At 71.0% G+C, this 13,499-nt stretch carries 14 protein-coding genes; 10 read left to right on the top strand and 4 right to left on the bottom strand.

Going from position 1 to position 13,499, the window contains the following annotated elements; all coding sequences use genetic code 11:
- Positions 1-41 precede the first annotated feature (41 nt).
- Complete coding sequence (locus ORV05_RS05580; protein WP_144592056.1) at positions 42-329, top strand: hypothetical protein; 288 nt, start codon at positions 42-44, stop codon at positions 327-329.
- Here ORV05_RS05580 and ORV05_RS05575 read toward each other — a convergent pair.
- Positions 298-1,293 carry a hypothetical protein gene (locus ORV05_RS05575; protein ID WP_268757378.1) on the bottom strand — a complete coding sequence of 332 codons (996 nt, stop codon included), beginning with the start codon at positions 1,291-1,293 and terminating at the stop codon, positions 298-300. The two genes, ORV05_RS05580 and ORV05_RS05575, sit on opposite strands and share 32 nt — an antisense overlap.
- Positions 1,294-1,367: 74 nt before the next feature.
- Between ORV05_RS05575 and ORV05_RS05570 the strand changes: the two genes are divergently transcribed.
- Positions 1,368-2,873: a leucyl aminopeptidase gene (locus ORV05_RS05570; protein ID WP_268757377.1), complete on the top strand. Its 1,506-nt coding sequence runs from the start codon at positions 1,368-1,370 to the stop codon at positions 2,871-2,873.
- Positions 2,874-2,943: 70 nt separating this feature from the next.
- Here the strand turns inward: ORV05_RS05570 and ORV05_RS05565 are convergent, their stop codons facing one another.
- A complete protein-coding gene (locus ORV05_RS05565) occupies positions 2,944-3,276 on the bottom strand; it encodes an oxidoreductase (RefSeq protein ID WP_268759710.1) in 333 nt (110 codons plus the stop codon).
- Positions 3,277-3,469: 193 nt separating this feature from the next.
- On the opposite strand from ORV05_RS05565, the gene lpdA reads away from it, so the two are divergent.
- The 5 genes from lpdA (at position 3,470) to lipB (ending at position 9,103) form a co-directional block, all read left to right on the top strand.
- Positions 3,470-4,843, top strand: coding sequence for a dihydrolipoyl dehydrogenase (lpdA, locus tag ORV05_RS05560; RefSeq protein ID WP_268757376.1), 1,374 nt, complete (start codon positions 3,470-3,472; stop codon positions 4,841-4,843).
- A 56-nt stretch (positions 4,844-4,899) separates the two neighbouring features.
- Positions 4,900-6,669 (top strand): 2-oxoglutarate dehydrogenase, E2 component, dihydrolipoamide succinyltransferase, encoded by a 1,770-nt coding sequence (gene sucB, locus ORV05_RS05555; protein ID WP_268757375.1) that lies wholly within the window; start codon positions 4,900-4,902, stop codon positions 6,667-6,669.
- A 193-nt stretch (positions 6,670-6,862) separates the two neighbouring features.
- Positions 6,863-7,732 (top strand): TIGR01777 family oxidoreductase, encoded by an 870-nt coding sequence (locus ORV05_RS05550; RefSeq protein WP_268757374.1) that lies wholly within the window; start codon positions 6,863-6,865, stop codon positions 7,730-7,732.
- 11 nt (positions 7,733-7,743) lie between these two features.
- Entirely contained in the window at positions 7,744-8,358 is a 615-nt protein-coding gene (locus ORV05_RS05545; protein ID WP_268757373.1) for a phosphatase PAP2 family protein, read from the top strand.
- Positions 8,359-8,368: 10 nt separating this feature from the next.
- Positions 8,369-9,103 carry a lipoyl(octanoyl) transferase LipB gene (lipB, locus tag ORV05_RS05540; RefSeq protein WP_268757372.1) on the top strand — a complete coding sequence of 245 codons (735 nt, stop codon included), beginning with the start codon at positions 8,369-8,371 and terminating at the stop codon, positions 9,101-9,103.
- Between the two features lie 82 nt (positions 9,104-9,185).
- Here lipB and ORV05_RS05535 read toward each other — a convergent pair whose 3' ends face one another.
- Both ORV05_RS05535 and ORV05_RS05530 read right to left on the bottom strand, forming a co-directional pair.
- Positions 9,186-10,121: an LLM class F420-dependent oxidoreductase gene (locus ORV05_RS05535; protein WP_268757371.1), complete on the bottom strand. Its 936-nt coding sequence runs from the start codon at positions 10,119-10,121 to the stop codon at positions 9,186-9,188.
- A gap of 14 nt (positions 10,122-10,135) precedes the next feature.
- The gene (locus tag ORV05_RS05530; protein WP_268757370.1) at positions 10,136-10,741 is read right to left on the bottom strand and encodes a TetR/AcrR family transcriptional regulator; all 606 of its coding nucleotides are present in this window, start codon (positions 10,739-10,741) and stop codon (positions 10,136-10,138) included.
- Positions 10,742-10,873: 132 nt separating this feature from the next.
- Here ORV05_RS05530 and ORV05_RS05525 point away from each other — a divergent pair, with 132 nt between their 5' ends.
- From ORV05_RS05525 to lipA, 3 genes are read left to right on the top strand one after another with little or no spacing between them, the layout of a single operon-like run.
- Entirely contained in the window at positions 10,874-11,389 is a 516-nt protein-coding gene (locus ORV05_RS05525; RefSeq protein ID WP_268757369.1) for a hypothetical protein, read from the top strand.
- Between the two features lie 46 nt (positions 11,390-11,435).
- Positions 11,436-12,380, top strand: coding sequence for an oxidoreductase (locus ORV05_RS05520; protein WP_268757368.1), 945 nt, complete (start codon positions 11,436-11,438; stop codon positions 12,378-12,380).
- A 50-nt stretch (positions 12,381-12,430) separates the two neighbouring features.
- Complete coding sequence (lipA, locus tag ORV05_RS05515) at positions 12,431-13,432, top strand: lipoyl synthase (protein WP_268757367.1); 1,002 nt, start codon at positions 12,431-12,433, stop codon at positions 13,430-13,432.
- Positions 13,433-13,499: the final 67 nt, after the last annotated feature.

Raw genomic sequence — 13,499 nt, 5'->3', positions numbered from 1 at the left:
AGTTGGACGTCCGAGAATCCCTCCTCCCCTAGGATGCCGGGGTGACCGGAAAAAGCGTCTCCCGCGCGAAGGCCGCCGACCTGCGGACCTTCTTGGTCCCCGCGTTGCTCACCTACTCCGCCGGGGTACTGGTGCTGCTGGTCTACCTCCTGCTGGGCAACGCCCTCGGCATCGTGCTCGGCCTGATCGCGGTCGCCCTCGGCCTGGTCTGGTGGCGGCATGTGCTCGGCGGCCGGATGGTGCCCCGCCAGGTACCGGTCAAGGGCCTGGTCGTCCTCACCGTCGCGGCGGCGGCGTTCACCGTTTTGTCGTTCCTGCTGGCCGACTAGCGAGCAGCGCCAGCGCGATCACGACGAGGGCGGGCAGCAGGTACCACGCCGGGAGGCAGGCCAGCAGCGTGACGGCCAGCGCCGCACTCACCACCGCGCGGAGGTCTCGCCTGCGCACCGACAGCGTGAGCAGGGCCGTCACCAGCACCTCGATTAGCGCCAGCGCGGCCGCGAGCAGCAGCGCGGGCACCGGTGCCAGCAGCGCGGCCCCGGCGGCACCGGCCACCCCGCACGCGAGCGTCTCCGGCCAGCCACGGAACCGGGTGCGGATCGCGGCGAGCTCGCCGAAGGCCGCGGGTACCGTCGCGATCACGACCACCGCGGCCAGCAGCGGTAGGAGCGGACGGCCGTCCACCGCGGCCAGCAGGTCCCGGACGGGGGCCGGGGACAGGCCGAGGCGCACCGGGCCGAGCTGGTACAACGCCCCGGCGCACACGGCGAGCGTGGCGGCCACCGCACCGGCCTCCCACCAGGAAGGTTTCGCGCCGCGCCGGGACAGCAGCGGGAACAGCACCGCCGCGGCGGCGAACATGCCGAGCGGCCCCGGCCCGGTGCCGGTCCCGCGTTCCGGCGCGATGGCGGCGCACAACGCGACCAGCCCGGCCCCGGCGACCAGCACGATGCCCAGCAGCCAGGCCCGCACGAACCGCGGCAGCGACCTGCCCGGCAGGGCGGCCGCGGTGACCACCAGCACCATCGCCGCGGCGGCCGGCGCCCGGTGTTCCGGCACCAGATAGGCGCCGAACACCGAACCGAAGACCGGCAGCAGACCCACTCGCGCGGCCAGGCCCGCAGCCGGGGCCAGCGGGATCTTCCGTGCGCGTTCCAGTTCCGGCGCGGGCTCGGGAACGCAGGCCGCGAGCACTCCGGCCAGCACCGCTCCGGCGAGCAGCCACCAACCGCCGGCGGCGGCACCCGCGGCGAGCGCGATCAGCAACCCGGCACCCAGCCGCACGCCCGCCACCTGCCTTTCTCCGTTCCGGCCCCGGTCATTAGCATGGCTCACAATCACCACGACGAGCGCGCGAGGAGCCAAAAGTGACCGTGCCGAAGTTTGCCCTGTACGAAAGCACCGAGGCCGGGCTGGGCAAGAGCCGGGCCGATGTGGTGGTGATCGGCACGCTGCAGGGCGAGGAGGGGCTGCTCCTCGCGCCGGGGACGGAAGCGGTGGACGCGGCGTTCGACGGGCAGCTGGCGAGCACGCTGTCCACGCTGGGTGCCAGCGGCAAGGCCGAGGAGACCGTGAAGCTGCCCTCGCTGGGCAAGCTCACCGCCGGTCTCGTGCTGGCCGTCGGTCTCGGCAAGGCCGGCGCGGACGGTTCGGTCACCGCCGAGCAGGTCCGCCGCGCCGCCGGTGCCGCCGCGCGCGCGCTGTCCGGTACCGCGCGCGCCCTGTTCCTCCTCTCCCAGCTGGACCTGAACGCGGCCGTCGAAGGCACCGCGCTGGGCGCGTACAAGTTCACCCAGTACAAGTCCGAGCCCGGTGACTCGCCGCTCGCCGCGGTGGACTTCGTCCAGCCCGCCGAGGGCACTTCGCGGGCGCACAAGGCGTCGCTGAAGGCCGCCACCTCGATCGCCGAATCGGTGATCATCGCGCGGGACCTGATCAACACCCCGCCCAACGACCTGTTCCCCGCCTCCTTCGCCGACCGGGCACGCAAACTCGCCGAGGCCCATGGTCTCGACTTCGAGGTGCTGGACGAAAAGACGTTGAAGCGCAAGGGTTTCGGCGGCATCCTCGGCGTCGGGGGCGGCTCCGCCCGGCCGCCGCGGCTGGTGCGGGTGAGCTACCGCGCGGCCAAGCCCGCCAAGAAGATCGCCCTGGTGGGCAAGGGCATCACCTTCGACTCGGGCGGTATTTCGATCAAGCCCGCGGCCAACATGGACCAGATGACCTCCGACATGTCGGGGGCGGCCGCGGTGCTGGCGTCGGTCGTGCTCGCGGCGAAACTCAAGTACCCGCTGGAGGTCACCGCCACCATCCCGCTCGCCGAGAACCTCCCGTCGGGCACCTCCTACCGCCCCGGGGACGTGCTGAGCATGTACGGCGGCAAGACCGTCGAGGTGCTCAACACCGACGCCGAGGGCCGCCTCGTGCTCGCGGACGCGATGGTGCGCGCGGCCGAAGACTCCCCCGACTACCTCATCGAAACCTCCACCCTGACCGGTGCGCAGGTGGTGGCGCTGGGCAACCGCACCGCCGGGATCATGGGCTCCGACGAGTTCCGCGACCGGGTCGCGGCGATCGCGCAGGCCACCGGCGAAGGCGGCTGGCCGATGCCGCTGCCGGAGGAGCTGCGCGGCGACCTCGACTCGCGCCTGGCCGACCTGGCCAACGTCACCGGGCATCGGTGGGGCGGCATGCTCGCCGCCGGGATCTTCCTGCGCGAGTTCGTCGCCGACGGCCTTCCCTGGGCGCACATCGACATCGCGGGCCCGTCCTTCAACACGGGCGGGCCGTACGGCTACACGGCCAAGGGCGGCACCGGCGTCCCGGTGCGGACCATCGCCGCCGTGCTCGCCGACATCGCGGACAAGGGCTGAGGACCTTTGCCGTGAAGGGTCCCTTCACAGTCGTTTCGACCGTGAAGGGCCCCTTCACGGCCCACGCGGGTCAGCCCTGGGCGCGCTTCTGGCGCTGAGTGTATTCGCGCATGCGCCTGGGGTAGCCGACCTTCGTCACTTCATAAACGGGAATGCCGCGCTTGCGGCCGAATTGCTGGGCGGCGTCGAGGCTGCCGATGCGGCGCCGGGTCCACTCCCCGTCGTGGGCGACGAGTACGACAGTGGTGTCGGTGACCGTCGTCTTCGGTTCCACATAGGCCTCGACGCCGCGACGGCTGTCCGCCCATTCCCCGAGATGACGTGTGTCGCCCTGATTGGGCCCACGCAGCCTCCCTGGCCTGCGTTTCCTGCGCAGCGAGTCGAACAGGCCCACCCGGACCACCCCCATCTCCGATCGACTTCGCCCGCCATTATTCCGGTGATCGCAGCGCGGCCGGACGTGTGGTCACCGGCACTACCGCCTCGGTCGCACCAGCGAAGTCCCTAGTGACAAGATGATGAGCGTCGAGACGTAATACAACGTTGAGGCGATACGAGACGAGCATCGCCAACCGAGCTCTTCGAGGAGAACTGACGTGACCGACGCTGGCCCCGACCTAGTGATACTCGGTGGCGGATCGGGCGGCTATGCCGCCGCTTTCCGCGCCGCCGAGCTGGGCCTTTCCGTGGTTCTGGTGGAGAAGGACAAACTGGGCGGGACCTGCCTGCATCGCGGGTGCATCCCCACGAAGGCGCTGCTGCACGCCGCGGAGGTCGCCGACACCGCGCGCGAGGGCGAGCAGTTCGGGGTCAAGACCACGCTCGAGGGCATCGACATCGCCGGTGTCCACAAGTACAAGGACGCGGTCATCTCGCGGCTCTACAAGGGACTGCAGGGCCTGGCCAAGGCCCACAAGGTGACCATCGTGGAGGGCACCGGCACCTTCGTCGGCGGCACCACCGTCGAGGCGGAGGGGCAGCGCTACACCGGCAAGAACGTCATCCTGGCCACCGGCTCCTACTCCCGCACCCTGCCGGGGCTGGAGCTGGGCGGCCGGATCATCGCCAGTGACGACGCACTGACCCTGGACTACATCCCGGAAAAGGTGGTCGTGCTCGGCGGCGGCGTCATCGGCGTCGAATTCGCCAGCGTCTGGGCCTCCTTCGGGGTGGACGTGACGATCGTGGAAGCGCTTCCGAGGCTCGTGCCCAACGAGGACGAGTTCGCCTCCAAGCAGCTCGAGCGGGCCTTCCGCCGCCGCAAGATCGCCTTCAAGACAGGGGTGAAGTTCACCGGCGCCAAGCAGGACGAGAACGGCGTGAGCGTTTCGCTGGAATCCGGCGAGACCCTCGAAGCCGACCTCCTGCTCGTCGCGGTGGGGCGCGGCCCCAACACGGCCGGCCACGGCTACGAGGAAGCCGGCGTGCGGATGGAGCGCGGTTTCGTGCTCACCGACGAGCGCCTGCGGACGAACCTGCCGAACGTCTACGCGGTCGGCGACATCGTCCCCGGCCTGCAGCTGGCGCACCGCGGGTTCGCCCAGGGCATCTTCGTCGCCGAAGAGATCGCCGGGCTTGAGCCGCGGGTGATCGAGGAGGCGGGCATCCCCCGCGTGACCTACTCGCATCCCGAGGTGGCCTCGGTCGGCCTGACCGAGAGCGCGGCCAAGGAGAAGTACGGCACCGGCGTCACCACCTTCACCTACGATCTCGCCGGCAACGGCAAGAGCCAGATCCTCAAGACCTCGGGCGCGGTCAAGCTGATCAAGGCGCCGGACGGGCCGGTCGTCGGCCTGCACCTGGTCGGGGATCGCGTCGGCGAGCTGATCGGCGAAGCCCAGTTGATCTACAACTGGGAGGCCTTCCCGGAGGACGTGGCTCCGCTGATCCACGCCCACCCGACCCAGACCGAGGCCCTCGGCGAAGCGCACCTTGCCCTGGCCGGAAAGCCACTGCACGTGCACAGCTGACGAAACCGCCAGTCCAAGAAGACCACAGCAACAAGATTCAAGGGAGTCAGCGAACGATGGCCTACTCCGTCACATTGCCGGAGCTCGGGGAGAGCGTCACGGAGGGCACCGTCACCCGGTGGCTGAAGCAGGAGGGTGACCAGGTAGCGGTGGACGAGCCGCTGCTGGAGATCTCGACCGACAAGGTCGACACCGAGGTGCCCTCGCCGGTGGCCGGCGTGCTGCAGCGAATCGTCGCCAAGGAAGACGAGACCGTCGACGTCGGCGGTGAACTCGCGGTGATCGACGACGGGACCGGCGCCGCCCCGGCCCCCGCGCCCGCCCAGGAAGCACCGGCGCCGCAGGCTCCGGCCCCCCAGCCCGCGGCTCAGCCCCAGGCCCCGGCCCCCCAGGCCGCCGCCCCCGCACCCGCCGCGCAGCCCGCTCCCTCGGGTGCGGCGCAGGGCACCCCGGTGACCCTGCCCGAACTCGGCGAGAGCGTGACCGAAGGCACCGTGACCCGGTGGCTCAAGCAGGTCGGCGACACCGTCGAGGTCGACGAGCCGCTGCTGGAGATCTCCACCGACAAGGTCGACACCGAGGTCCCCTCCCCGGTGGCGGGCACCGTGCTGGAAATCAACGTGGCCGAGGACGAGACCGTCGAGGTCGGCGGTCAGCTCGCGGTCATCGGGGACGCTTCGGCCGCCCCGGCGCCCGCTCCTGCCCCGGCTCCCGCCCCCGCGCCCGAGCCCGCTCCGGCCCCCCGGCCCGAACCGGTGCAGCAGGCCCCCGCGCCGGCTCCCGTCCCGGCTCCGGCTCCCGCCCCGGCCCCGGCCCCGGCCGCGCAGGCTCCGGCCGCTCCCGCTGCCGAGGCCGAGGCTCCCGGCGAAGGCCCGTACGTGACCCCGCTGGTCCGCAAGCTGGCCGCGGAGAACGGCATCGACCTGTCCACGCTGACCGGCACCGGTGTCGGCGGCCGCATCCGCAAGCAGGACGTGCTCGCCGCCGCCGAGGCCAAGCAGAAGCAGCAGGCGGCCCCGGCCGCCCCGGCACCCGCGCCGGCCGCCGCCCCCGCGGCGCAGCGCCCTGCCGCCGCGGCGCCGGTCTCGCCCGAGCTGGCCGCCCTCCGCGGCACGGTGCAGAAGGCGAGCCGTATCCGGCAGGTCATCGCGCAGCGCACCCGTGAGTCGCTGCAGACCTCGGCGCAGCTCACCCAGGTGTTCGAGGTCGACGTGACCAAGGTGGCCCGGCTGCGCCAGCAGGCCAAGCAGGGCTTCCTCGAGCGCGAGGGCGTGAAGCTGACCTTCCTGCCGTTCTTCGCGAAGGCCACGGTCGAGGCGCTCAAGCAGCACCCGAACATCAACGCCTACCTCAACGAGGAGACCAAGGAGATCACCTACTTCGGTGAGGAGCACCTCGCGGTCGCCGTCGACACCGAGAAGGGCCTGATCTCCCCCGTCATCCACAACGCGGGTGAGCTGAACCTGGCGGGCCTGGCGCGCGCCATCGCCGACCTGGCGGCCCGGACCCGGGCCAACAAGGTCAAGCCGGACGAGCTGTCGGGCGGCACCTTCACGGTGACCAACCTGGGCAGCAACGGCGCGCTGTTCGACACGCCGATCATCAACCAGCCGCAGTCGGGGATCCTCGGCGTCGGCGCGGTGGTGAAGCGGCCGGTCGTGGTGACCGACGCGGACGGGCAGGACACGATCGCGATCCGGTCGATGGCCTACCTGGCGCTGACCTACGACCACCGCCTGATCGACGGTGCCGACGCGGGCCGGTTCCTGACCACCATCAAGAACCGTCTGGAAGAGGGCCACTTCGAGGACGAGCTCGGCCTCTGATCCCGCTTCCCGAGAGGGGGTGCGCCCGTCACCGGGTGCACCCCCTCTCGCCTGTCCCCGCAACGTCCGCCTCCTACAGATCTGTGTCGGAATGGTTTGCGTGGCGGTTCGGGTGGCGGAACCTCAGGCGGTGCCAGTTGACAGCGTGGAGCAAGCGGCTCCGCCGCTTTGATACGCGCTCTAAGCTTGACCCATGAGAGTCCTCGTCGCGGGTTCCCGCGGGCTCATCGGCACCGCACTCGTCACCGCGTTGAGCGGGGCGGGGCACGAGGTGCGCCGGCTCGTCCGCGGCGGTGGCAGGTACTCGTGGGATCCTCCGGCGGGGCGCATCGACGAGCACGCGGTCGAGGGGGTCGACGCCGTGATCAACCTGTGCGGCGCACCGCTGACCCAGCGATGGAGCGCCGCGCGCAAACAGGTGATCCTGGACAGCAGGATCGAGCCGACCGAGGTCCTCGCCGAGATCGTCGCGGAGCGCGGCATCCCGGCGCTGATCAACGCCTCCGCCGTGGGCTACTACGGCGACACCGGCGACACCGTCACCGACGAATCGTCGCCGCACGGCCAGGGTTTCCTCGCCGGTCTCTGCGTGGCGTGGGAGGCGGCCACGAAGCCGGCGGCCCGCGCCGGGGCCCGGGTGGTGCACCTGCGCACCGGACTGGTGCTCAGCGGCCGCGGCGGACTGCTGGGCGCGCTGAAACCCCTGTTCCAGCTCGGCCTGGGTGGCCGCATCGGGGACGGCGGGCAGTACCTGCCGTGGATCAGCCTGCGGGACGAGATCGAGGCGATCCGGTTCCTGGTGGAGCACGAAACCCTGTCCGGACCGGTGAACCTGTGCGGGCCGGAGCCCGTCACCAACGCCGAGTTCACCCGTGCGCTCGGGCACGCGCTGCACCGGCCCGCCCCGTGGCGGGTCCCCTCGCTCGCCCTGCGGTTCGCCCTCGGCGAGATGGCCGACGAAATGGCACTGGTCTCGCAGCGGGTGGTGCCCGGCGTGCTGGAGCGCGCGGCCTACCCGTTCCGTGACACGACGCTGGAGTCGGCACTGGCGGCGGAACTTTGATCCGCTGGCTGGTGCCCGGCACTGTGTGCCTGGGACTGTTCTTCGCGCTCGGCATGACGGTCGCGGGCCATCCGGCGGCCGTGGACATGGCCGTGGCCTCGGCGTTCCAGGGCTGGTGGCGGGCGACGCCCGGGCGGATCTCCCAGGTGCTGAGCGATCTGCTGGGGATCGTGGTGCCTTCGGTGGCCGCGATAGCCCTGGTGCTGGCCCTCTTCCTGCGCCTGTATCGCGGTTACCGGCGTGACGCGTCCCTCCTGGCCCGGATCGCCCTGGTGTTCGGGTTGTGCCGGCTCACCAGTGTGCTCGGCAAACCGCTGTTCGTGCGGGCCCGTCCGCGTTCCTACCCCGAGTTCGCCTACCCGAGCGGCCACGTGGTCGCCATCGCGGGCACCGGGGTGGCCGCGGTGCTGCTGTGCGTCTGGTTCGCGCCCCGGCTGACGCGCTGGGCGGTGCTGGCCTTCGGTCTGGCCACCGTCGTGGTCGCGGTGACACGGCTGGTCCTGGGGGTGCACTGGCTCACCGACACCGTCGGGTCGGTGCTGGCGGTGCTGGGGATCGGTCTCGCCGCCGCGAGCGTGGTGAGGCTCCTACCCGGGCCGGTGCACGAACGTGCGCTCCCGGCGTAGCCTGCGAACCGTGAGTGCTCCTTCCTGCCGCGCGACCCGTGAACCCGTCGACGTCCGCACCATCGGCACCATCGACTACCTCCAGGCCTGGGACCTGCAGCGGACGTACCTCAACGCCCGCGCCGACGGCACCGGCCCGGACACGATGCTGCTGCTGGAACACCCGTCGGTGTACACCGCGGGCAAGCGGACGGAACCCGGGGACCGGCCCGCCGACGGCACCCCGGTGATCGACGTGGACCGGGGCGGCAAGATCACCTGGCACGGGCCGGGGCAGCTGGTCGGCTATCCGATCGTGAAGCTGGGCGACCCGATCGACGTGGTCCACTACGTGCGCAGGCTGGAAGAGGCGTTGATCTCGGTGTGCGAGCAGTTCGGCGTGCGCACCGGTCGCGTCGAGGGCCGCAGCGGTGTCTGGGTACCCGCCGACGACCGCGGCCCCGAGCGCAAGATCGCCGCGATCGGCATCCGCGTCCAGCGGGGCGTGACGATGCACGGGTTCGAGCTGAACTGCGACGCGGACCTGTCGGCCTTCGACAAGATCGTGCCCTGCGGCATCCGGGACGCCGGGGTCACGTCGCTGTCCTTCGAGCTGGGCCGCACGGTCACCGTCGCCGAGGCGCTCGCCCCGGCGCGGGATGCCGTCCTCGCCGCGCTCGACGGGGATCTCCCGGTCAGCGACGACCGCTGGCTGCCGCGCCCCGAGGCACCGTCCGCCCCCGGCGTGACCTTCGCCCTCCAGTAGCCGGGAGCGGGGGACGTTTGCTTCGAATGATTCGAAGCAAACGTCCCCCGCTCCGCACTTCTCCGCTGGCTGGCCGCCGGTGTCAGTCCAGTTGCGGGGCGATCTCCGAGGCGATGAGCGTCAGGTGGTCGAGGTCGCTCAGATCGAGGACCTGCAGGTAGAAGCGGGTGGCCCCGGACTCCTCCCGGTAGCGCCCGATCTTGTCGACCACTTCGGCCGGAGTTCCGGCGAGACCGTTGAGCTTGAGCTCGTCCACCTCACGGCCGATCGCCTCGGCACGCCGGGCGACCTCGGCATCGTCGCGCCCCACGCAGACCACCTGGGCGGCGGAGCGGACGATCTCCTCCGGATTCCGCCCGATCGCCTGCGCCGCGGCCGCGACCCGCTGGAACTGCTCGGTCGCAGTGGCGGCGTCGGCGAAGGCCGCGTTGAACTCGTCGGCGAAGCGGGCCGCCAGCGCCGGGGTGCGCTTCTTGCCGCCGCCACCGATGATCACCGGGGGCCGGGGGGACTGCGCCGGCTTCGGCAGCGCCGGGGCGTTCTCCAGCCGGTAGTACTCGCCCTCGTGGCTGAAGGTCCGGCCTTCGGGGGTCTCCCACAGGCCGGTGATGATCTCCAGCTGCTCGCTGTAGCGGTCGAAGCGTTCCTTCAGTTCGGGCAGCGGGATGCCGTAGGCGCTGTGCTCGTCGGCGTACCAGCCCGCGCCGAAGCCGAAGTCGATCCGGCCGCCGGACATCTGGTCCACCTGCGCCACGCTGATCGCCAGCACCGACGGGTGCCGGAAGGTGGCGGCGGTGACCAGCGTGCCCAGGCGGATCCGGGAGGTCTCGCGGGCGAGTGCCGCGAGAGTGATCCACGCGTCGGTGGGGCCGGGCAGACCGCTGACCCCGCCCATCTTCAGGAAGTGGTCGGAACGGAAGAACGCGTCGAAACCCGCTTCCTCAGTGGTTTTCGCGACGCGGAGCAAATCGTCGTAACTGGCGCCCTGCTGGGGCTCGGTGAAGATCCTCAAGTCCACCGCCCCCACAGTAGTCAGTCGTTCCCGCCGCCGGTCCGGCGCAGCCGGTTGAGCAGTTGCACGATCACCCCTTCGACTTGTTCGCCGACCTTCTTCGGATCGGTGGAACTGGCGATCTCGGTGGCGGCGGCGAACAGTGCGCCGAACAGCATCCGCGAGGTGATCTCCACCGGCACCTGGTCCACGTCACCGGCCTCGATGAGGTCTTCCAGGCTTGAGCGGATCAGCCCGAAGCTGGCCCTGTCCTCGGCTTCTCGCCAGCGTTCCCAGCCCATCGCCACGGGCGCCTCGTGGAGAGCGATGCGCTGGTACGACGGATCGAGACAACTGGAAATGAATTCCCGCAATCCGTTGAGGGCACGCTGCCAGGGCGGCTCGGGGCCGCGCATGATTTCTTCCAGACGGCCGAAGACAGCGCTTTCCAGCTTTTCGAAGGCCGCTTCGAAGAGCGCTTGTTTGCCACTGAAATGGTGGTACAGCGCCCCCTTCGTGACCCTTGCCCGCTTGGCGACCTCGTCCAGCGAGGTTCCGGCGTAACCGCGCTTGGTGAACAGCTCCACGGCGCTGTCCACGAGCGCCGCCCGGGTGGATTCCGAATAGTCGAGTCGCCTGGACCGCATTGTCGCCACGCTCACAAGCTTACGCCGGACAACCGTTCACATACCCGTGGTATGTTGTCCCCGTCGGCACCATACCGACAGTATGGGGCAAACCGAGAGTATGGCCAGGGTCACGGACAGAGGGGACGACCCATGAGCTGGACCGACTTCCACCGCCGTCGCGAGATCTGCGACGAAGTAATCCGCCAAGCCGCCCGTGATCCCCGGGCACGGCTGCCGTTCGCGGAGATCCCCGGTGCCCGGGAGTACTTCCGCGACGAAGAGGAACTGCTGCTCGCACTGCACTACCGGTGGGCGCAGGTCCTGAGCGGTCACCTCCGCACCGAACTCACCGAACTCGGCGGGGACACCGACCGCGTCGACGCGGCCACCCGCGCCTGGCGCAAGGCCGTCGCGCGGCACACCACCTTGCGCGAGGTGCTCGACGCGAACCTGGCACGCCACCCGGCGCTCCGCGCACGCCACGAAGCCGAGTTGCGCATGCTCGCCGTGGCCGCCGGTCTGGCCGGTCCGGCAGAACCGGCCGACGAGGTGACCAAGATCGGTGCCGCGTTCGCCGCCCTGCTGCGGCACGCGCCCGCGCTCGAACCGGCCAAGCCCCGCAACCGGGTCAGTGCCCTGCTGAGGATGCTCGTCCCCAGCGCCTGATCTTCAGGTGCCCCAAAGCACCGCCGTCCGCGTTAGCATGCGTGCCATGCGCAGGTGGACCGAAGCGGACATGCCCGACCAGTCCGGTCGCACGGCGGTGATCACGGGCGCGAACTCCGGTTTGGGGCTCTACAGCGCCGCGGCGCTGGCCCGCAAGGGCGCCCGCGTCCTGCTCGCCTGCCGCTCCGCCGAGCGCGGCGAGCAGGCGCTTCGGCGGGTCTCGGCCCTTGCCCACACCGCGCCGAAGCTGATCCGCCTCGACCTGGCGGACCTGGCCTCCGTGCGCGAGGCCGCCGCCGAGATCCGCGCCACCACCGGCGACGCGCTCGACCTGCTGATGAACAACGCCGGTGTGATGGCCACCCCGTACCGGCGCACCGCCGACGGGTTCGAGTTGCAGTTCGGCACCAACCACCTCGGCCATGCGGCGCTCACCTGGCTGCTCATGCCCGCACTGCGCGGCGGCAGCGCCGCCCGGGTCGTCACCCTGTCCAGCCTCGCCGCGCGCGGCGGCCGGATCGACTTCGGCGACCCGAACTTCGAGCACCGCCGCTACAACGGCGCCACCGCCTACAGCCAGGCCAAGTTCGCCAACCAGGTGTTCGCGCTCGAACTCGACCGGCGGCTGCGCGAGGTCGGCCTCGACATCGTCAGCGCCGCGGCCCACCCCGGCTACACGGCCACCGGTCTCAACAGCGCGATGGCGCGGTCCTACCGCAATCCCCTGCTGCGGAACCTGATCCAGGGAGCTTCCCACCTCGGGGACGTGCTGCTCGCGCAGAACGTCCGAACCGGCGCGCTCCCGCAGCTGTACGCGGCGACCGCGCCCGGAGTCAACGGCGGCGACTACGTCGGCCCGGACCGCTTCGGCGGGATGCGGGGCCACCCCGCCATCGTCCAGCCGCTTCGCCCCGCGCTCGACCGCGCCACCGGTACTGCGTTGTGGGAGCTGACCGCCAAGCTCACCGGCATCACCCCCGACCCGGCGTAGCGTCGCGTCGCCCCGGCCGCCGGGCGCGGCCGTCGGCGTAGGCTGGGCGCGTGACTGTTGCGCCTGAGGGTCGGAAGCTGCTGCGGCTTGAGGTCCGCAACAGTGAAACCCCGATCGAGAAGAAGCCGTCGTGGATCAAGACCCGGGCCAAGATGGGCCCGGAATTCACCGAGCTGAAGGGGCTGGTGCGCCGCGAAGGGCTGCACACGGTCTGCGAAGAGGCAGGCTGCCCCAACATCTACGAATGCTGGGAAGACCGTGAAGCGACCTTCCTGATCGGCGGCGACCAGTGCACCCGCCGCTGCGACTTCTGCCAGATCGACACCGGCAAGCCCGCCGAACTGGATCGCGAGGAACCGCGGCGGGTGGCCGAAAGCGTCCAGGCCATGGGGCTGCGCTACTCGACCGTCACCGGCGTCGCCCGCGACGACCTGCCCGACGGCGGTGCCTGGCTCTACGCGGAAACGGTGCGCCAGATCCACGAGCTCAACCCGGGCACCGGCGTCGAACTGCTCATCCCCGACTTCAACGCCGACCCCGGCCAGTTGGCCGAGGTGTTCTCGTCACGGCCGGAGGTGCTGGCCCACAACGTCGAGACGGTGCCGAGGATCTTCAAGCGGATCCGCCCCGGCTTCCGCTACTCCCGGTCGCTGGAAGTGATCACGAAGGCCCGCGAGGCCGGGCTCGTCACCAAGTCCAACCTGATCCTCGGCATGGGGGAAACCCCCGAGGAGGTCGAGCCCGCGATGCGCGACCTGCTGAACGCGGGCTGCGAGATCCTCACCATCACCCAGTACCTGCGTCCCTCGCTGCGGCACCACCCGATCGACCGCTGGGTCAAGCCCGAAGAGTTCGTCGAGCACGCCCGGGTCGCCGAGGCGCTGGGCTTCCCCGGTGTGATGGCCGGTCCGCTGGTCCGCTCCTCGTACCGGGCGGGGCGGCTCTACGCGCAGACCAAGCGCCACCGTGGCGAGCCGCTGCCCGAGAACCTCGCACACCTGGCCGCCGCCGGGCCCGCCGCACAGGAGGCCACCAGCCTGCTCACCCGGTAGGGATCCGGGATCGTCCCCGAGCCCGGCACCGTCCGGTCACGCTACGTTGGAAATGACCGAAGACGGC

Source organism: Amycolatopsis cynarae, from assembly GCF_026802195.1.
In the GTDB taxonomy this organism is placed as follows: domain Bacteria; phylum Actinomycetota; class Actinomycetes; order Mycobacteriales; family Pseudonocardiaceae; genus Amycolatopsis_E; species Amycolatopsis_E rhizosphaerae.
Note: the sequence above shows the minus strand (reverse complement) of the source record. Positions and strands in the feature narration are given on the sequence as shown.

Excerpts from the sequence above, each read along its gene's own strand:
- sucB (WP_268757375.1), top strand. The coding sequence starts at position 4,900 with ATGGCCTACTCCGTCACATTGCCGGAGCTCGGGGAGAGCGTCACGGAG.
- ORV05_RS05550 (WP_268757374.1), top strand. The coding sequence starts at position 6,863 with ATGAGAGTCCTCGTCGCGGGTTCCCGCGGGCTCATCGGCACCGCACTC.
- ORV05_RS05530 (WP_268757370.1), bottom strand. The coding sequence starts at position 10,741 with ATGCGGTCCAGGCGACTCGACTATTCGGAATCCACCCGGGCGGCGCTC.
- ORV05_RS05525 (WP_268757369.1), top strand. The coding sequence starts at position 10,874 with ATGAGCTGGACCGACTTCCACCGCCGTCGCGAGATCTGCGACGAAGTA.
- ORV05_RS05520 (WP_268757368.1), top strand. The coding sequence starts at position 11,436 with ATGCGCAGGTGGACCGAAGCGGACATGCCCGACCAGTCCGGTCGCACG.